Origin of the sequence: Kitasatospora sp. NPDC088134 (assembly GCF_044741705.1) — a bacterium.
GTDB lineage: Bacteria > Actinomycetota > Actinomycetes > Streptomycetales > Streptomycetaceae > Kitasatospora.
This window is the reverse complement of record NZ_JBIUTD010000030.1, coordinates 44,197-62,471: the sequence shown is the minus strand read 5'-3', so window position 1 is coordinate 62,471 and position 18,275 is coordinate 44,197. Positions and strand designations below refer to the sequence as shown.

Sequence of the window (18,275 nt, the reverse complement as noted above, 5' to 3'; positions counted from 1 at the left end):
ACCGGCGCAGCCTGTTCGGCATCACAGCAGGTCCCCGGCGTCGAAGTCCGGCTCGGCGCCCGGGGCGTCACCGCCGTCGGTGTAGCCGCCGAACATGCCGTCCCACACCATGCCCTCGCCGGTCCGCTCGGCAGCGGCGTTCATCCGGGCCTGCAGCGATTCGAGGGCCAGGTCGCGTCCGCTGAGCGACGACTCGTCCCGCCAGGTCCTCGGCGCGGACCCCGCCTCGGCCTTGCCCGCCGGGGCGGCCGGGGCAGGCCCGGCCGCTTCCACCACCGATGCCGGGGGCAGCACCTCGGCGTCGGCGACCGGCTCCTCCTCGGGGAAGGCGCCCGGACCGAGCGCCGCCGCCAGGTCGCCGCGTGACCCGGCCTCGCGGCCCATCGGCGACTCCGGCATCGGAGAGGACGGGATCCAGCCCGCGTCCTCCGGCACGCCGCCCAGGTCGTCCAGGCCGTCGGCCGACGCGTCGACCACCCGCACCACCGGCACGCCGCGCCCGTCCGGGTCGGAGACGCCGGTCGGGCCCGCGTAGAACGCGGCCGCCGTCGCCGCGTCCCGCGCGGCGTCCCGGCCGTGCTCGTACACCCAGCCCGCGCCCTGCGAGGCGACCCGCAGCGGGGCGTCCATGCTCTCCCAGCCGGCCCGCTGGTCGGCCAGGTGCTCGGAGAACTCGCCGCTGTAGTGCTCCCACTGGTCGTGGACGGCCCCGAAGGCGCGGCTGCCGCCCTCGCGGAGCCGGGTGAAGGTCGCGCCCCAGCCCAGCGGCGAGACGTCGTAGCCGAGCCGGCCGAGCTGCCCGGCGCGGATCGCCAGCCGGCCCGCCCGCGTGTTCAGCAACTGGTTGTGCAGCAGGTGCCCCCACGGGGTCGGCTTCGAGGGGTCGTGCAGCACCTCGCCGCTCACGCCGTCCACGAGCATCCGGCCGGAGCCGTCGTTGACCGGCTTGCGGCGCCGGGCCAGGACGTGCTCGGGCAGCGGGTTGCCCACGACGGCGTGGTGCGCCATCCGCACCGGGGTGGCGAGCTGGTGCATGCCGCGCCGCAGCTCGCCGAAGGCCCCCGCGACCATGCCGGCGGCGTTCATCGGCCCCAAGTCCGGTGACGCCATCGACGCGAGACCGGACTGGATCCGGGCGCGGCGCAGCATCGCCGCGTGCACCGGCGACTGCGCTCCCAGCGCCCCGAAGCCGCCGCCTCCGCCGATCGCCCCGCCGCCGGCCATGCCCATGCCGCCCGACGGCATCATCGCGCCGCCGCCCGGCCCGTAGCCCAGGTTCGACATCACGTGCGACATCGCCATGCCCAGGCGCGAGGAGTCCTCTCCCAGCCCGGCGGAACCGCCGATCTTGGCGTACTTCATCCGCTCCGCGAAGCGGTCGCCGAGCCGGCTCGCGCTGGCCAGCAGCCGCCGGTGGAAGACCATCAGGACCAGGCCGACGGCGCACATCAACAGCATCCGCTGGAGCATCACCGTGTTGTGCTGGTCGGTCATGATCGCGTTCACTGCGATCCCGAAGGCCGGCAGCATCATCGACACCGTGAACGCCACGGCCGCCGACGCCATGAACGTGCCCATCCACTTCCACAGCGCCGCCCGGTTGGAACCCGGGAGCTGCGCCCAGATCAGGGCCGGCGGCGTCATCGTGGCGGCGCCGACATCGGCGAACTGCGTGCCCAGGTGGACGAAGCTCATGCTCAGGATCACCGCAGCGATCATCAGCGCTGTCAGCAGGACCAGGCTGGCACCGAACACCCGGTCCCAGTTGCTGTTCACGGCGAAGTTCTTCGCCATCTTGCCCTCGTCACCGTGCTTTTCCAGCTCGCCCAGGAACTTGTCCCAGGCGCTCTGCTGGCACAGCTTGTCCCCGCCCAGCCACGACAGCCCGCAGCCGGTCTGGTCCTTGATCTCCCCGTGGATCCACTGGCGGTGGACCTCCGCCAGCGCCCGGATGTTGCCGTTCTCGCTCTTCGGATCCAAGATCGCGCCGTACTGCAGCAGCTGGAACGGCTGGACGACGAGGGTGCGGGTCAGCATGACCCTCATCGGGCAGGAGGGGTCCTTCTTGTCCTCCGCGCTCGTGCAGCCCTGCTGGTCGCCCGCAGCGTCCGTGACGATCTGGCCGGCCTCCGTCGCCGCCGCCGACACCTGGGCCACCGGCCCGTCCGGGCCCAGGATCGCCCGCGGGGTGAGGGTCGGCAGCACCATCAGCCCGCCGATCACCAGCGTCAGCAGGATCTCGCCCACCCCCTTGGCGACCTTGCCGCGCATGATCCACACACAGCCGAGCGCGAACGCGCCGGCGACGAACAGCAAGGGCAGCTGCAGGTCGAAGCGGGCGTTCAGGCCCAGGTACCAGCCGACCCGGTCCGCGGTGTTGACCAGGGCCGAAACGATCGGGAACTCGAAGATCCACTTCAGGACCATGCACATCAGCCCGACGACCAGCCGCACCAGCGAGAAGATCGCGGTGATCAGCAGGTTGCAGATGTGCGAGCGCAGGTCGGTCACGCCGCCCGGGTTGCTGCGCAGCTCGTAGTTGTCCAGCGGCACCCCCTCGCTGCTGGTGACGTTCAGCGGCGCGAGGATGCCGCCGCGCTCGGAGCCGTCGTCCGCGCCCGCGACGCTGGCCCCGGCGAGCAGGAACAGCACCACCATGCCGGCCGTCCACAGCGCGGTACGCCGCCCCGGCCAGTACGGCGCCACCCAGGAGCGCACCGCAGTGCAGATCCGCAGGGCCCACCGGACGGCCCGGCGCAGCGTGCCGGTCATCGTGTCCCCTCCTTGCCGGGTGACTTGGTCAAGCTGGTGGACCGCGTGCCGCGCCGTCCGGCGGTCCGGCCGGGCCCGGACGGGGCGCGCTTGTCGGCGGGTCGGCGGGTCTGCCCGTCGCTGGGCGTGGTGCTGATGCCGGACCGGATCCGCTCGACCGGCGGGATGACGACCTGGATGCGGCCGACCTGCCGCGCGGAGTCGCGCAGGAGCATCTCGCCCTCGCGGCCCGCCACCCCGGCGGGCGACAGCCCCGAGGTGACCAGCCGCACCGCCTGCTCGTCGTCGGGCGACAGCCCGAGGAACGCCAGGCCCTTGCGGGCGAGCTCCCGGTCGGAGGTCCGTGCCAGGAACCGGTAGGACAGCAGGCCCCGGACCGTCTCGTCGCCCAGGTCGTCGCGGTCGTGGCCGCCGAGCATCACCGCGGCGCGGTGCTTGCGGCCGTCGTGGACGATCTCCGAGACCAGGGAGTGCCCCTCGTGCGAGGATGTCAGCCAGTAGCACTCGTCGAAGACCAGCGCGCAGAACCGCTCCTGGTCGGTGAACGCCGCCTGGCGGGCGACCGCGGCGATCAGGTACAGCACCGCCCGGCCGATCAGCGCCTCCAGCGGCTGCGCCCTCAAGATCTCCGGGTTGCCCAGCGCTTCCTTCGGCGGCAGCTTCAGGCCGCGGGTGGTGATGACGACCAGGTCGGCGTTCAGGTCGCCGCTGAGCGACAACGCCGGCAGCGACTCGTCGAACACCAGCCGCGCGAGCGGGGCGTCGGCGACGATCCGCAGCATGTCCAGGACGCCGAGCGCCTCCTGCCCGCGCGGCCCTTCCTCGGCGGCCAGGGCCTCCAGTTCCTCCATGACCCGGGCCATCGCCGGCTGCGCCGAGCGGGCGGCGGCCTTGACGGCCCGGTCCAACACCGCGCCGGCCACCGTCATCGGGCCGATGCCCAACTGCAGCGTCAGGTAGCTGAAGGCGGCGTGCTCGCCCTGCCCCCGCGGAAGGACCCGCAGCGGATCCAGAGACAGCTTCGCCTCGGAGGCGTCGATCACCTGGCACCGGCCCGGCGCCGCCTGGCGCGCGAAGATGTCCCACTCCCGCAGCGGGGTACGGTCCACCACGATCGCCCGGTGCCCGCGGTCGACCAGGCCGACCGTCAGCATCTTCAACAGCACGCTCTTGCCGCTGCCCAGGTCGCCGATCACGCCCAGCGACGCGGAGACGTTGCGCAGCACCGCCATCGCCAGGTCGAGCAGCACCGGCCGCCAGGTGCCCGTGTCCCGGCTGATCCCGATCATCGGCCCCGTCGAGTCACCGATGTCACCGCCGGTCAGAGCGCCGCCCATCGCCCAGTCCTCGGTCAGCTGGTACTGGGTGTACTCCCGCAGCCGGCCCGCCGGACCGGCCCCGGGCAAGCCGAAGGCGAACAGCCTCGCCTGCGAGCCGCGCGGCCGCACCACCCGGTAGTTCACGCCCGCGAGCTGCGACTTCAGGTCCCGGGCGCGGCGGTCACACTCCTTGGGGGTGGAGCCCCACACGCTCAGCACCGTCACCGACTGCACCTCGCGCTCCACGCTGTTCGCGCCGAGCAGCGCCTCCTCCTCGCCCAGCTCCTCGGCCGAACCGAAGATCGAGTTCGGGGTGCCCTCCGGGTGCGACGACCACTGCTCGGCCTGGTCGATCAGCTCCCTCTTCTTCTTCGCGATCTGCTGACGGGCCTTCGCGCCGTCGATGATGTCGAGGTCGATCACCGCGTCGACCGGGTAGTCGAGCTGCTCCAGCTGCGCCAGGACGTCCGCCGACCGGGCGGCGACGCGCCGCGGGATCTCGGTCAGGGCGAGATGGGACTGGTAGCCGAAGCCCTCCTCCGTCTCCACCTCGAGCCAGAGCTTGTCGAACGCGGCGCCAGCCACGCGGTTGAGCACCGAGCGGGCCCCGCGCACCACCGCCGGGCTGGTGCTCTGCCCGCCCTCCTGCAGCCGTACCTGGCCCAGGTCCGCATAAGAAGGGGAGCGCAGCACCCCGTTGAGCATCCGGCCGCCGCGGAGCCCCGACTGCTCCGCCTCCACCAGTAGCGGCTCGCCCATCCCGCGACGCACCGAGTGCTCGTGCACCCACACGACCTCGGCCGGCTTGGCTCGGCGGATCGACAGCCCGCCACCGAAGCTCGCCTCCACCTCCGCGGCCGCCGCCTTGTACGCCCGCACTTCGTCCCGGGTGACCGGGGGAGCGGGCTCGCCGACCGACTCCCCGAGCTGCGCCCAGGCCGAACCGGCCACGGCCGCGAGCTGGGCGCCGCGGTCGCCGATGCGCAGCGGCACGGCGAGCCACAGCGTGCGGCGGTGCATCTCGGTGCCGTTGAGGAGTTCGAGGGTGGCGTGCGCGGTCTCGGCGGCCGCCGGGTAGCGCCGGGTGTCGACGCCCTCGGTCATCCGCAGGGCGACCTCGCCCGGGTCGACCGCGGCGCACAGCGAGTACACCCGGGCGGTGCCCTCCAGGGAGCGGATCAGGGAGGTGACACGGCTGAGGATCTCCTCGCGCTCCAGCGCGGGCGCGTACCGCGAGCCGATCGGCTGCAGGCGCCACATCGCCCAGACCGTGCCGGACGTGGACCACGTCAGGTGGCCGTGGATGTGCCGGATCGGAATCCTCATCGGGAAGTCCCCTCTGCGTCGTTCGTCGTGGTGCTGTCGCTCGCCGCACGGGCGAGGAGAAGTTCGAGTGCGGTGGGCGCGGGCCCGTCGGAGGGTGCGGCGGCGGGGGCGGCCCGGCGGCCCCGGGGTCGAGCCGCGGCGGGCGGGGCGCCGACGGCCGCGGGCCGTCCGCCGCGGCCACGGCCGGGGCCGGACTTCGCGGGAGCCGCTGGCCGCGCGGGCCGGGAGTGAGCGGGGGCCGGTGTCGGCTCCCGCAGCGGTGGCGCGGGAGCGTGCTCGGCGACCAGAGCTTCATCGCCCTCGTCGTCGGCCTCCTCGATGCCGAAGCCGCCCCGAAGCCAGTGCCCGGCCACCGGCCGCACCGGTCGGCCGCCGATCCGCCCGTCTCGCGGGGCGACGATCAGCGCGGCCGCGTCCAGGACGGCGGGGCCGAAGGACCGTCCGCCGACCCGGGAGTGCCGCGCAGCCCAGATCGCCACTGCCCAGACGGCGACCGGGATGGGCCCCAGGGTCGGCGCCCACCAGCTGACGGTCTTGATGAGGGTGAACGCGCCGACGCTGGCGATGACCAGCTGCGGCGGCGTGTAGGGCCCCATCGGAAGACGGAAGTCGCCGAGCCTGCCCAGCACCCACGGGTGCCGGCGTGCCCTGGTGTAGCTCCGCCCGACCCTGGGCTGCGCGGCGTTGCTCACAGCTGCGCCTGGAAGACCGGAGGCAGCTCACGCGCCCCCGCGTCCTGGACCGTCTTGGAGATCGCGCCCGTCGCATTGCCCGGGTCGCTGAACTCGGTGTTGATGATGTTGCTCAGCGAGCCGCGGCCGGTGAACACGGCCCAGCACAGGACCAGGCCGATGACCGCGCCCAACCCTGCCTTGATCGACATCTTCCGGATGACCTGGATGCAGCAGATCAGCACCAGGGCGATGAGCAGGAACTTGGAGACCCAGTCCAGGAGGGTCACCGACCAGTTGTCGCCGATGTTCTTGAGAGCGCCGGCCAGCATGACGTCGTGCATCAGTTCACCTCGTGCGAAGCGGTCGGCGCCGGAGCAGCCGGGGAAGAGGAAGGGGAGGGGGAGGGGGAGGCGGCGGCCGGTGCGGGCGCGACGGCGGCGACTTCCCACCGGCCGGCCCGGGCCTTCAGCTGCAGCGGGTAGGACAGCGGCCACTGGCCCGCGGAGTCGGTCGCCCGGACGTGGGCCAGCACGTCGAGAACGGCGCCGTCGGCGGGGTTCGCCGGAACGGCCGTGCGGGCGAACAGGTCCCGCAGCTCGACCTTCCGGTAGACGGACCCGGGGGCCGGGATCTTCACGCCCGGCGACAGGTAGCGGGAGGACTCCCCGACACCTGTCAGGTATGCGTCCAGGTACTCGGCGACGGCCTGCTGCAGCGGGCCCGGCTGGACCTGGACGCCGTACGGGCGGTTCCCCTCGTCAGTCCCCGACAGGGCCAGCGGGCCGGCGACCTGGGTCGGCGCGGCGGTGACGGCCAGGGCGTCGGGCGCACCCGCGCTGGAGGCCCCGCTCACCATCGACACCGGCACCGCGTAGTACCGGACGGTCAGCCCGTCGGCCCCCTGCGACACCGCTCCCGGCTGCGACACCGGCTGCTGCGACACCGCCCCCAGCTGCTGCGACGGCTGCCCCGAAGCAGCTGCATTGCCCGGTGCAGCGACCCGAACCGTCGCAGCGACCGTCACCAGCCACGTGCGACCGCTCATCGACTGCGACCGAACCGCCGTCACTCTCTGTACCGATATCGGGGTCTTGTCGGAGGGCTGCGGAAGATCGACTCCCGGGGCCATGGAGTGCACCGCGTCCGTCGCAGTGCCCGGTTGCGCGCTGCTTCGCAGCCACAGATCGACGAACACCTCCGCGTAGCCCGTGGGCGCGGGGATCATGGTGGGCGCGGGCGCCGCCACCTGGGCCACGGGCTGCCCCAGGGCGTTCGTCATGGGGACGATGGACGCCAGGGCGAGCGGGCCGCAAGCGATCGAGGCCCACAGAACGTAGCGGCCGGCGCGGGCCAGTCGGCCCCGGCGGCGCAGCTGGCTGCCTGCGAGCGTGGGGGCGCCGGGTGCCGCGTCACGCGGATTCCGGCGCCGGGGGAGCACGGACATCAGGTCCCTCTCGGAAGGTCGACTCAGGTGGTCGACCAGAGAAAACCCGACGGCTCTCACCGGTTTTCTGCCCGGAACAGGCTCGTTCGGTAACGGCTGCACAACGCCGCCCGGTGAGTTTGGACATGCCCTCTGACCTGCGCTGGGGAGTTTGCCGAACCGAACTCACCGGTGCCGGGGAGCAAACTCACCGGCCCCCTCGGCGAAACTCACCGGCCCCTGCGCCACGGTCGCCGCCAAACTCACCGGCCCGGCTGGCGCCCGACGCCCGAACTCACCGGTCCACCACCGCCCGGCTCCTTGAAACTCACCGGTCCAGGTCGCCCGCGTCCCGCGAACTCACCGGACCCCGCCCCCGCCGGGATCACCGAAGGCGACCACGCGTACCGACCGTCCGGACCTCCGCCGCCGCCGCCCGAAGCCGCGTCCCTCCCGCCGGGCAGGCCGAACAAGCCACTGCGATCGACAATGCAGCGCCCCGGACCCGCTGCGCACGATCGCCCCGCCCGCGCGACCGGGCTGTCGCTGCGAACCGCCCGCGGACCGCGCCCAAACCTCCCGCCGCCAGCACGCGCAGTCCCCGGAGAGCCGTCGCACCGCCAAGCCTCCAGCTACACCGAGTAATTGCATCGGGGTTCGCAGCCTGCACGTGGACCGCCCACCCCGCCGCCTGGCGCAGGTCCGAGCACGACCTGCCGCTGCACCGGCGCGAGCAGCACCGGCTGCTCCTGCGACACGCGGTGCGGCAGTCGGACGGTGCGACGGTGCTACTGCGACAGGCCGGTGCGACAGCCTCACCCGCTGCGGTACAACCGCCGGTGCACCGCCGCGCAGCGCCACCGGCCCGACCCCCGACCGAGCCGTACGGGCCGGAGCGCCGACAGCGAGCACCACCTCGACCGCCGACGTCACCGGGTCTTTCTCACCGGCCTGCACCGAACTCACCGGCCCCCGGCGAAAGCCGTTACCCAGCCGTGACGTCCGAAGCGATCCGCCGGGGAGAAGACCGGTGAGAGCCGCGCGGTTCCCTGACTCCCGACCCGAAGATCGCGAACAGGGAGCCCCCGTGACCACCACCACCGCCCCGGGCCGGGCGACTCACCGCCGCCCCAGCCTCGGAGTCCTCGGCCGCATCCGCGCGGCGCTGCGCCGCCCGGCCCGGACCGAGCAGCCCGCAGCCACCACCCCCGAGCTGCAGACCACGCCGACCGCGGCACCGGCGGCCGTCCTCGTCGCCCGGCTCCACATCGCGACCGCGCTGCGCACCGGCCGGGTCGCCGACGCCGTCCGCCTGGCCGCCCTCCACGTCGACGACACCGACCGCCGCTACGGCCCCGACCACCACCACACCGCGGAGGCCCTGGAGATCCTCGGCCAGGTCTACGTCCTGGCCGGCGAGCACCAGCGCGCCCTGCCCTGCTTCCTGAGCGCCTCCCACCGCCGCAGCCGCGCCCCGCACCCCGCCGCACCGGACGCGATCCCCGGACTCGCCGAACTCGCGCACGACGCCTTCGCCGCCACCGCCAAGGGCCACACCCGCCCGGCCGCTTCCCGATCGGCGGTGGCGGTGTGAGCCTCAAGCCGGAAGTCCGCCGCGGCGGCGGCCTCCCTTTCGGCATGGTCGCCAACCTCTGGATGTGCGACCCTCGCTACTCGACCAACGCCAGGGTGCTCTACGCGATCCTTGTCAGCTACGCCGACACCCAGGGCCGCAACACCGCCCTCGGCCACCCCTACCGGCGCGAGCTCGCCCGGCAGCTCGGCGTCAGCATCTCCACCCTCGACCGCACCCTGTTCGAGATGGAGGTCGCCGGGATGATCACCGTCGAGGAGCGCCTGGACCCGCTCCACCCGGGCAACCACGACGCCTCGATCTACCACCTGCACGACGCCGGCGTGATGTGGCAGGGCACGGCCGTCTGGAACGACCCGCTGCCGCCCGGCGTCAAGGCCGCCGACGTCGCCAAGGCCCGGCGCGAGCAGCGGGTGGAGGCGAAGAAGCGGGCCGGCTACGAGCACCGCGGCGGCGTCGAGAAGGGCGTCAGCACCCGCGCGCTGGGCGCCGCCCGCAAGCAGGGGGGTGGCGTCACCCATGACGCCACCCCTGGCGTCACCGGTGACGCGACCCTGGCGTCACCCACGACGCCCAATATCTATAGCCCTGTCCACAACCCTCTTCCAGACGCCTCCCGAACGGCCGAAGGCCAGGTGACGCCTGGCTTCGCACGCGCACACGCGCGCGAGAACGCCCAGGCCGACGAGTCCTCCGAAACCGGCGGCTGCGCCGCGCCGACCCAGACCAGCCCCCGACCCCGAACCATCAAGACCACCGCCGCCCGCCCGCTGCCGGGGGAGGACGAGGCCTACGCGGTGCTGGACGCTCTCGGCCTCTGGGAGCGGGGCCGCACCCCGAAGCTGATCCGGGACCGGGTCCGTGACCTGCTGCGCTGCGGCCGTACCGCCGACCACGTCCGGGCCCGCGTCCATAGCGGCTGGCTCCGCGCTCAGGGCCCCGAACGGGCCCTCCTGCCGGCCGGCGACCCCGACGCGATCCGCCGGCCCGTCGGCTTCCTGGCCACCGTGCTGGAGATGGGCCACGACTGCGAGCGGCCCGACTGCGAGCTCGGCGTCCTCCTGGCCACCAACGCCGAGTGCAGCGCCTGCGGCTTCCGCCAGGCCGAACGCGCCGCCCTGCGGGCCGAAGCCAAGATCGCTGCGGACAAGGCCGCCCTGCCCGCACCGCCGCCGCGCGAGCGGCGCACCCCGCAGGCGCAGCAGCCGGAGCAGCAGTCCACCTGGTACTGCGCGATCTCCACCTGCCGCCGGCCCGGCCTCGGCCCTGAGCCCGAGGTCGCCCTCTGCCCGGACTGCCTGCAGCAGGCCCAGGACGTCGTCCGCCGCGCCGGACGCTGAACCGACCGCCACCGGAGAACCACCCGATGCCCCCTGCACACCTCGCCGCCGCCGCGCTGCTGTTCCTGACCGGCGCCCTCCTGGGACTGGCCGCCATCCGGCCCGCCCGGCCGCGGACACCGAGCACCCCGGGCCGCGCCTGCGTACCGCCGCGGCCCACCCGGCCGCCGCTGCCCCCGGCCTGGTACTGCAGCGCCTGGGCCGAGGCCGGGGAAGCCCTCGCGTCAGGCCGGCCCGCCGAGGCGATCCGGCTCGGCCGCCGCCTCGTCGCCGCCAGCACCCGGGAGTTCGGCCCCGAGCACCCCTACACCCGGTGGGCCTGGCAGCGGCTCACAGCGGCGTACCTCCTCGACACCCTGGTCGACCCGGGCCGCCGGAACCGCGGCGCCAGCAATCCCTGACCGGGCCGGCCTCGCGGCGACGGGCACCCGCACCCGGAGCGGACGCCGCTGCGACCGCACCCGCCGGTGCTTCCGCGTGCCGTCGCCCGCGCCCACGTCCGGCGGCTACGATCCGCGCATGGCCGAACGCGAAACGTCCTTGTCGTCCCTCGACGGGACCCGGTTGAGCGGCACCCTCACCGACGCCCAGGGCGAGAGGAGGGGCATCGCCGTCCTGGTCCACGGAGCCGGCGTCACCCGCCGCGAAGGCGGCTTCTTCGACCGCCTGGCCGCGGGCCTGGCTGCCGCCGGCGTGGAGTCGTTGCGCTTCGACCTGCGCGCCCACGGCGACTCCGACGGTCAGCAGCAGGAGATCACCATCGCCGCGATCGCCAACGACATCCGGGCCGCCGCCGACCACCTCCGCCAGGCCACCGGAACCCGACTGCCCGTGCACGTCATCGCGGCGTCGTTCTCCGGCGGGGCGGCCGCGCTCCACGCCGCCGCCCACCCCCAGGACGTGGCCGGCCTCGTCCTGCTCAACCCCCGCCTGGACTACAAGGACAGGTACCTGACCTCCCGCACCTACGTCCGGGACGGCTACCTCGACCCCGACGCGGTACGCGACCTCGACGTCCAGGGCTTCACCGAGCGCTCGCCCTTCGCCCTGGGCCGGGCCCTGCTCAACGAGTGCCAGCACCTCGACCCCGATGCCTACCTGCCCCGCGTCGCCGCCCCGGTCCTGATCGTCCACGGGACGAAGGACACCTTCGTGCCGATCGAGAGCACCCGCCGCTACCGCTCCGCGTTCGGCGGCCCCGTCACCGTCCACGAGATCGACGGCTCCGAGCACGGCTTCGCCGTCCACAACGACCCCCGCTACGCCGACCCGCAGACCCAAGCGTGGCAGGCCGAGGTGATCTCCCGGGGCGCGAACTTCGTGACGGCCGGGTCACGGTAGCCGGGCTCCGGGGCCGGTAGACGCCGACAGGCCCGCCAGCTCGCTGCGCAACCGCCGTACCGCCGCGCGCCGCCCGTGGCCGCTGAGCACGGCCGCGGTGCGGCGCAGCTCGGCCAGGGCCTGCCCGAACAGGGGGCCGCTCACCAGGGGCAGGACGGCCAGCGCCATCGCCGCCGCGGCGTCCGGCTCGCCCGCACGGGCGAGCGCGCCGGCGTGTGTGGCGCCGAAGAACGCGCGGTCCCGGACCGAGAAGGGCGCTCCCGGCAGATACTGCTCGTACATCGCGACGGCCAGCTCCGGCCGGCCCGCCTCCCGCAGGCACAGCGCCCACTGGACCATGAGCCGCTCCAGCGTGTACTCCGCGCCGAGCGGTCCGGTGCAGGTCGCCGGAGCGCTCGGCGCGGGTGCGCCGGCCACTTCGTCGACCGCGCGGTGGAGCAGTTCCTGCACCTGGTGGAGCGGGGCGCCGGCCAGGGCGAGCGCCCGGGCCTCCTGCTGCAGCGCTTCCGCGCGCGGACGCGCAGGCAGCCGGAACGGCCCCGAGTGGGCCGCCCGGGCGAGGTCGCCCATCCTCGCGGGATCGCCGGGCGACGTGGCCTGCGCTTTTCGCAGCAGGACGTAGGCGTGCATCGCGCCGTCGCCTGCCATCGTCGACCACTCCAGCGCCCGGTCGTGCCAGAGTGCGGTCAGCGGCCCCGGACTGCCCGAGTCCCGGTGCAGCCACGCGATCAGCTCCGCGGCCCTGGCCCCCAGGACGAGCAGGTCGGTGCGCACCGGCCCCCGCGCCTGGGGGATGAGCTGCTCCAAGGCGTCCAGCACGGCCCCGACGTGCGGCAGCGCGGCGCGGGGACCGCCCTCGCCGTCCAGGAGCGCGGCCCGGTCCACCGCGGCGGCCAGCAGGAGCAGCAGGTCGCTGTCCACGAACCGGGCCGGGTTCGCCAGGGCGCGCGTCAACCGCTCGCCGAGTTCGTGCCGCCCGGACCCGGGCCGCTTGCGCGCGGCGGCGCGCGGAGGGTCGAACCCGAGTTCCTCGACCGTGGTGGAGAACATGGCTTCGAGGACCTTGCAGGTCCTGGGGTGCGGCCTGCCAGGACGGGAGGACAGCCACCGCTGCACCTGGCGCAGGGTGACCGTGGCGTCCGACCCCAGTACGCGGGCGGTGCTCTCGAAGGCATCCACGAAGTCCTGCTGCCTGCTCATCCCGAAGGCCGTCCAGGCGGTGACCAAGCGTTCGTTCCCCGGACCCATGACCCTCCGAATCCCTCCGCCGTAGCCCGCCGTGATCACGGTGAGCGATGGATCAGTATCCAGCTGTCGCGCTCGGTGGCGGGCAGAAAATGTCGTGCGAAATGACGTCGACACCCCTGTATGCCGGTAGTGAGCTGTGCCCCGGACCGAAGGCGGGGCGACATGAACGACGTGCGGCTGCGGCACCTCTCTGCCGGGCGAACGAGACCTCGCACGGCCGCGCTCTCACTCGTCCTCCTGCAACTCGACCCGGTACTCGATGACAGTGGTCGGCCCGCGCCGCACGATCGGCCGGCCGACTTCCACGACCCTGCCCTCCCCGGTCCGCATGTGCCGGGTGATCGCGAGCACCGGGACGCCGGGACCCAGCACCAGGGCCTTCTTCTCCTCGTCGGTCGGCATCCGCGACACCGCCCACTCGTAGACCTCGGCCACCCGGACGCCGAGCGACTTCAGCTGCGCGCGGGTGCCGCCCGGCCACGGCTCGTTCGCGGGATCGGCGACAGGGGTGCCCTCCACCATCGACCAGAGCAGGTAGCTGGTGGACATCTGCTCCGGCCCGTCGGCGTCGTGGAAGACGAAGTGCCGTGCGAGGAGCCGCTCGCCGACCTGGACCCCGAAGGCCTCGGCGAGCTCCGCGTCGGCGGGGACGACCTCGAACCGCTTGGAGAGCCGGTACTCCTCCCACGCCGTGGCGGTGTCCGCGGTGAACGGCGTCGATCGCTCGGCCGCAGGGCGGTTGTAGCGGTCCCAGAGCAGTCGGCGTGTCTTTCGCTGCGGAGCGACCAAGATCCCCGCCCGGCGGTTGCCCGTCTCGACCACGCCCTGGTTGCGCAGCACCGCCACAGCGTTGCGGACGGTGATCTGCGAGGTCCCGTAGTGCTTCTCCAGGGCGGCAAGCGACGGCAGGCGGCTGCCTGGCGGGAACTCGCCCGCCTCGATGCGCGCAGCCAGGTCGGCGGCGATCCGCTCGTACTCCGGCTGGGCCGCAGCGCTGTCCTCGGGCTCATCGCCGCCTGCCGGGGGGTTGGTGTGGGGCACGCCGCGGGGTCCTCTCAAGATCCAAATTTTGTGTATGCACAAAGTCTGTCGTATCGGTTGACCGCCGCCAAGTCGTTCGTCATTCTGAATACGCAAAGCCATTTTCTGTATACACAAAGGGGCTGGATTCACCATGGCCATCGCCAGCTGCACGGCCCGCGCCGTCCCACCCGCCGCCACGCCCACCTCTGCCCGCACCGCCGCCAGGTCCCCCGAACGCCCCTGGCCCCCGCACCACCAGGAGGCGTCATGACCACCACCATCGCCGCGCGGCCCCTCGCCAGCGGCCGATGGTCCCTCACCGACGCCACCGAGGAATCGGTCAGCTCGCTGCGCACCAACGTGTTCGGCCACGTCCGCGCCACCCTCGCCGCCGACGGACGCCCCCACAGCCCCGACGACCTCTTCGGCATCGAGCTGGTCATCTCCGAACTCGTCACCAACGCCTACCGCCACGGCGGCCCCCGGCGCATCGACGTCCTGGTGGCCTTCCCCGACCGCGACTTCTGGATCGGGGTCTTCGACACCAACCCCCGCCGACTGCCCCGCATCGACGAAACCGGACCGGGCCAGAAGTCCCACGGGCAGGGCATGCGCCTGGTGGACGCCTTCACCGACCAGCGCTGGGGATCCGCCGCGCTCCCCTACGGCAAGTACGTCACCGCCCGGTGCACAATCCCCGACGCGGAGCACACCCCCCGCCCGCCGGCCTCCCACACCCCCAGCACCGACGGCACGGCCTGGCTCCTCCAGGCCCTTTCACCCGCGGTTCGGGACCGCGCCGTCCAGCGCTGGAAGGAGGGAAGGACCGTCCCCCTGCCCACCGGCACCCACTTCGACGTCGTCACGGCCGAAACCGACCGCGCCATGACCGCCCTCCGCTTCCTCACCAGCCTCGGCATCCGCCCCGGCCCCGTCCTCCGCGCCAGCGCCGCCGTGCACTTCCTCGTCCCGCCCGGCACCACCTGGCCCACCGGGACCGGCCTCCACCACGCCCCCGGCCGGACCCTGCTGGCCCCGCGCCCCGGCACCCCGAACTGGCTGACCGCCCCCGACGGCACCGGCAACCTGACCGACGCCGCGCTGCTCGCCGACGTCTTCGCCCACACCGCCCGCCTGCCCGCACCCGTGCCCGAACCGGCCCCCTGATCGTGGAGACCGGTCGACCCCGACCGCCGCCACCACCAACGACGCGGCGGCGGCCGGACCCCACCCGGGCTGGCCGCCGCCGCATCGCCATCTCACAGGTCCATCCACCCGCACCGCGCCCGCTGCGGCTCCACCAACGAGCTCCACACCGGCGCCGACGGCCCCGCCTCCTGCATCTCCCGCAAGCTCGCCACCCCGGCCCGCACCGTCTGGAACATCGCCTCCACCAGCGGGCTCGACTGCGCCAGCGCCTGCAGATCCCGCACCCGCCGCAACTGGGCCTTGGCACCGCCCTCGGCCAGGACGAACAGGATCCGCGGGAACGCCGGGTAGTAGCCCCTCCACACCTGCATCGACGACTGCACCTGCCCGCCGCGCTGCCGCACCGGCGACGGCAGCAACTGGTGGAACCGCGCGTACGCGAGCAGCTTCCCCGCCAACGCCTCCGACGACATCGTCGCCCGGTCGACCTCGATGAACGCCCGGTGCAGCGCCCGCTTCGGCGACACCACCGTGTATCGCATCACCGCGTCCGCGATCAGCGCCTCCGCCCCCTGCTCGGCCACCTTGTGGTAGATCTCCGGCTCCCAGTCCAGACACCCGTACTCGTCCCCCCGGCGCCGTGCGTCCTTCAGGAACGCCAAGTGGGCGTCCAGCACCGCCAGGGTGTGCTCGCTGCGCATCCTCGCCTCGAACGGGCTCTCCGGAGCCGGCGGGCTCGACCGGTGCTGGACCTCTTTCAGCTGCGCACCGACCGCACGACCGCGGTCGGTCAGATACCAGATGGTCTCGCGCCCGCTGATCGCGGCCCGCTCGATCAGGCCCCCGTCGCGCAGGTCCCGCAGCTGGCGGCGGGTCAAGGTGATGTGCAGGTCGGGGGACACCAACTCGTGAAGACGCGAGGTGGTGGCCATGCGGTGCATGTACAGCGCCAGCAGGAGAGATCGTTCACGCAAGGGGTGCCCCCAGAAGGTCGACATCGTGCTCCCGGAGCAAACCCCACCGTGCTCACCGGAAAACTCACCGGTACCGTCCGCGGTTGTAACGGATGGACATCACCGACCGGTGAGAACGCCGGCGGCCTCGTGCCTCGACCGGTGAGTTTGCCGGATACCGCTCGGTGAGTTCGGCCAAAGGCCCAGGTCGCAGGACGAGCGACGACTCGCGGGAGCCGGTGAGTTCCGCATCGGCCCGCCGGGCGCGCTCACCGCTCCTTCCGGCTGCTGTGCGTCGGAGGACCTGCGTCGGCGCCGCCCGGGCGGCAGCGGACCCGATCCTCTGCAGCAGCTCCGCGCGCCCGGGCGCGCATCCTCCGGGCTCCGCCGGCCGGCGCCGCACGGCGGCCCGTTCAGGCCGAACCGCCGGCGGCGGGGACAGCGGCGAAGGCGCCGACGAGAATCTGCCGCCAGGCATCCCCGTCCGACCGCGGCCCCGAGCCCTTCCGGGGCCGCAGCACCTGGTCGAGGACGACCTGGAGGGCGCGGACGTCGTCGTACACCTGCTGCTGCAGGACGACCGGGCGGTCCTCCGAGTCCGCCCCGGTCAGCAGGACCGGGCCGCGGAGCCAGTAGGCGGCCGCCAGGTCCTGGCCCCGCCAGGCGCTGGCCAACGCGGTGGCGAGGACGTTCGGGCCGTGGGCGCCGGCCTCCCCGAGGGTCCACATCCGAGTGCCGCGGCGGTAGCCGGCACCGTCGACGGACCCGCCGAGCAGGGCGCGCACGTCGGCCAGGTGGTCGCGGCCGGGGAGGAACTCCTCGCTCACCGACCCGGTGGGCGAGATCATCAGCGCTACGAGCGACACGGCTTCCTGCTCCTGGTGGTGTCTTCGGCCGGCCGGCCGACTCGAAGGACCCGGGACGGGGTGTCCGTATCGGGCGTCTGCGGCATCAGGCGCCCTGGGCCTCGGCCAGGTACCTGTCCGCGGTATGGACGCTGACGTCCAGGTCGGCGGCGAGCTCCTCGGCCGTGATGGCCGGCCGCTCGGCGAGCAGCTGCCGGGTCCGCTCGCTGCGCTCGACCCTGTCCGCCCGCGGCGCCCGCGGCACCGACTCCGTGGTGCCCTTCGGGCGGCCGTGGCCGTGGCCGGTCGCGTGCTGCTCGATCCGGCTGGCGTTCCAGTTGAGCAGGGCCCGGTAGGACCACAGGCGGATGCTCCCGCCCAGGATCACGGTGGGCAGCGGCCCCGCCGTCGTCGCGCCGCCGCTGGGCGGCGCGATCATCCGCAGCCAGGTACTCCAGGACGGCCGGCGCTCCTCCGGGAGCGCCGCGTAGGCCTCGTCGCGGTCCAGGAGGTCGCCGGGCTTGAGCTTGACGGGCTTGCCGTTCCTGTTCTTCTTGAGGGTCGGGACCTTGGCGCCCTCCTCGAGGATCTGGGTGTCGCGCGAGATCCTCGGGACCTCCTGCTGGAAAGCCGTCATGCCCTTCTTGGCGGCGTCCTTGTCCGCGATCGCGTTGCGGGCTACCACGGCCAGCTGCTCAAGGTCGTAGATCCGGCTCTTGGCGCCTTCGCGGTGCAGCGGCTTCACCCGGTCGGGGAAGGTCTTCCAGGTCTTGTTGACCCGGTAGCGGTGCACGCTCAGGCCGAAGAGGTCGGCGGCCGCTTCGTCGTCCGCGGGGATCTGGCCGGCGGGGATCATCGGTGTCTCCATTCACAGTCTGGGTGGGCCCTTCCGGCCCCTTGCCTCAAAAAGAAGCTACCACATTTGATTTGTGCTGCAAGGCGTCATGAGTGCCGCACGGGCGGTCATGCATGCCTCGGGGTGGGGTGCCGGATGCAAGGCCATCAGGCTTCTGGCAGCCTTGAACTGGCCAAATGTCGCTTCGATCAGTCGCATCCGCCATCTACCGCCGCCGGGCGGACGATCGAAAAAATCCCACATCTGGGTTGTGAAGGGCGCGGGACGGCTGCCGTCGGCACCAGGACTGCGGGTCGGGGGGGGGGGGGCCCCCCCCCCCCCCCCCCCCCCCCCCCCCCCACAACCCCCCCCCCCCCCCCCCCCCCACCCCCCCCCCCCGCGGGGGGGGCGCCCCCCCCGGCGCCCCCCCCCG

General features: G+C 73.5%; 15 protein-coding genes. 5 read left to right on the top strand and 10 right to left on the bottom strand.

What is annotated here, in order from left to right; translation table 11 throughout:
* Positions 1 to 21: 21 nt before the first annotated feature.
* The 5 genes from ACIOHG_RS32460 to ACIOHG_RS32440 form a co-directional block, all read right to left on the bottom strand.
* Positions 22 to 2,772 (bottom strand): hypothetical protein, encoded by a 2,751-nt coding sequence (locus ACIOHG_RS32460; RefSeq protein WP_400955946.1) that lies wholly within the window; start codon positions 2,770 to 2,772, stop codon positions 22 to 24.
* A complete protein-coding gene (locus tag ACIOHG_RS32455) occupies positions 2,769 to 5,417 on the bottom strand; it encodes an ATP-binding protein (protein WP_400955944.1) in 2,649 nt (882 codons plus the stop codon). Before ACIOHG_RS32455 ends, ACIOHG_RS32460 begins: the two co-directional genes overlap by 4 nt.
* Positions 5,414 to 6,013: a hypothetical protein gene (locus ACIOHG_RS32450; RefSeq protein ID WP_400955943.1), complete on the bottom strand. Its 600-nt coding sequence runs from the start codon at positions 6,011 to 6,013 to the stop codon at positions 5,414 to 5,416. The genes ACIOHG_RS32455 and ACIOHG_RS32450 overlap by 4 nt, the downstream gene beginning before the upstream one ends.
* 92 nt (positions 6,014 to 6,105) lie before the next feature.
* Entirely contained in the window at positions 6,106 to 6,432 is a 327-nt protein-coding gene (locus tag ACIOHG_RS32445; protein WP_400955942.1) for a hypothetical protein, read from the bottom strand.
* A complete protein-coding gene (locus ACIOHG_RS32440; protein ID WP_400955940.1) occupies positions 6,432 to 7,034 on the bottom strand; it encodes a hypothetical protein in 603 nt (200 codons plus the stop codon). The genes ACIOHG_RS32445 and ACIOHG_RS32440 overlap by 1 nt, the downstream gene beginning before the upstream one ends.
* 1,567 nt (positions 7,035 to 8,601) lie before the next feature.
* Between ACIOHG_RS32440 and ACIOHG_RS32435 the strand changes: the two genes are divergently transcribed.
* The 4 genes from ACIOHG_RS32435 to ACIOHG_RS32420 all read left to right on the top strand — a co-directional run bounded on the left by ACIOHG_RS32435 (position 8,602) and on the right by ACIOHG_RS32420 (position 11,789).
* Positions 8,602 to 9,108: a tetratricopeptide repeat protein gene (locus tag ACIOHG_RS32435; RefSeq protein WP_400955939.1), complete on the top strand. Its 507-nt coding sequence runs from the start codon at positions 8,602 to 8,604 to the stop codon at positions 9,106 to 9,108.
* The gene (locus ACIOHG_RS32430; protein ID WP_400955938.1) at positions 9,105 to 10,448 is read left to right on the top strand and encodes a hypothetical protein; all 1,344 of its coding nucleotides are present in this window, start codon (positions 9,105 to 9,107) and stop codon (positions 10,446 to 10,448) included. Before ACIOHG_RS32435 ends, ACIOHG_RS32430 begins: the two co-directional genes overlap by 4 nt.
* A gap of 26 nt (positions 10,449 to 10,474) precedes the next feature.
* On the top strand, positions 10,475 to 10,849 hold the full coding sequence (locus ACIOHG_RS32425) for a hypothetical protein (protein ID WP_400955937.1): 375 nt from the start codon (positions 10,475 to 10,477) through the stop codon (positions 10,847 to 10,849).
* Positions 10,850 to 10,967: 118 nt separating this feature from the next.
* The gene (locus ACIOHG_RS32420; protein WP_400955935.1) at positions 10,968 to 11,789 is read left to right on the top strand and encodes an alpha/beta hydrolase; all 822 of its coding nucleotides are present in this window, start codon (positions 10,968 to 10,970) and stop codon (positions 11,787 to 11,789) included.
* Here ACIOHG_RS32420 and ACIOHG_RS32415 read toward each other — a convergent pair.
* Together ACIOHG_RS32415 and ACIOHG_RS32410 are read right to left on the bottom strand one after the other, a co-directional pair.
* Complete coding sequence (locus tag ACIOHG_RS32415; protein ID WP_400955934.1) at positions 11,781 to 13,037, bottom strand: XRE family transcriptional regulator; 1,257 nt, start codon at positions 13,035 to 13,037, stop codon at positions 11,781 to 11,783. The two genes, ACIOHG_RS32420 and ACIOHG_RS32415, sit on opposite strands and share 9 nt — an antisense overlap.
* 225 nt (positions 13,038 to 13,262) lie before the next feature.
* A complete protein-coding gene (locus tag ACIOHG_RS32410) occupies positions 13,263 to 14,078 on the bottom strand; it encodes a GntR family transcriptional regulator (protein ID WP_400955932.1) in 816 nt (271 codons plus the stop codon).
* A gap of 249 nt (positions 14,079 to 14,327) precedes the next feature.
* On the opposite strand from ACIOHG_RS32410, the gene ACIOHG_RS32405 reads away from it, so the two are divergent.
* Entirely contained in the window at positions 14,328 to 15,227 is a 900-nt protein-coding gene (locus ACIOHG_RS32405; protein ID WP_400955931.1) for an ATP-binding protein, read from the top strand.
* Positions 15,228 to 15,319: 92 nt separating this feature from the next.
* Here the strand turns inward: ACIOHG_RS32405 and ACIOHG_RS32400 are convergent, their stop codons facing one another.
* From ACIOHG_RS32400 to ACIOHG_RS32390, 3 genes are all read right to left on the bottom strand, one after another.
* A complete protein-coding gene (locus ACIOHG_RS32400) occupies positions 15,320 to 16,183 on the bottom strand; it encodes a replication-relaxation family protein (protein WP_400955930.1) in 864 nt (287 codons plus the stop codon).
* A gap of 392 nt (positions 16,184 to 16,575) precedes the next feature.
* Positions 16,576 to 17,028, bottom strand: coding sequence for a hypothetical protein (locus ACIOHG_RS32395; RefSeq protein ID WP_400955928.1), 453 nt, complete (start codon positions 17,026 to 17,028; stop codon positions 16,576 to 16,578).
* An 85-nt stretch (positions 17,029 to 17,113) separates the two neighbouring features.
* Positions 17,114 to 17,863, bottom strand: a complete 750-nt coding sequence (locus ACIOHG_RS32390) for a hypothetical protein (RefSeq protein WP_400955926.1) — start codon at positions 17,861 to 17,863, stop codon at positions 17,114 to 17,116.
* Positions 17,864 to 18,275 lie beyond the last annotated feature (412 nt).

What these genes read in the sequence shown, in the direction of transcription:
- ACIOHG_RS32460 (WP_400955946.1), bottom strand. Translation starts at nt 2,772, where the DNA reads ATGACCGGCACGCTGCGCCGGGCCGTCCGGTGGGCCCTGCGGATCTGC.
- ACIOHG_RS32455 (WP_400955944.1), bottom strand. Translation starts at nt 5,417, where the DNA reads ATGAGGATTCCGATCCGGCACATCCACGGCCACCTGACGTGGTCCACG.
- ACIOHG_RS32450 (WP_400955943.1), bottom strand. Translation starts at nt 6,013, where the DNA reads ATGGGGCCCTACACGCCGCCGCAGCTGGTCATCGCCAGCGTCGGCGCG.
- ACIOHG_RS32445 (WP_400955942.1), bottom strand. Translation starts at nt 6,432, where the DNA reads ATGCACGACGTCATGCTGGCCGGCGCTCTCAAGAACATCGGCGACAAC.
- ACIOHG_RS32425 (WP_400955937.1), top strand. Translation starts at nt 10,475, where the DNA reads ATGCCCCCTGCACACCTCGCCGCCGCCGCGCTGCTGTTCCTGACCGGC.
- ACIOHG_RS32420 (WP_400955935.1), top strand. Translation starts at nt 10,968, where the DNA reads ATGGCCGAACGCGAAACGTCCTTGTCGTCCCTCGACGGGACCCGGTTG.
- ACIOHG_RS32415 (WP_400955934.1), bottom strand. Translation starts at nt 13,037, where the DNA reads ATGGGTCCGGGGAACGAACGCTTGGTCACCGCCTGGACGGCCTTCGGG.
- ACIOHG_RS32405 (WP_400955931.1), top strand. Translation starts at nt 14,328, where the DNA reads ATGACCACCACCATCGCCGCGCGGCCCCTCGCCAGCGGCCGATGGTCC.
- ACIOHG_RS32390 (WP_400955926.1), bottom strand. Translation starts at nt 17,863, where the DNA reads ATGATCCCCGCCGGCCAGATCCCCGCGGACGACGAAGCGGCCGCCGAC.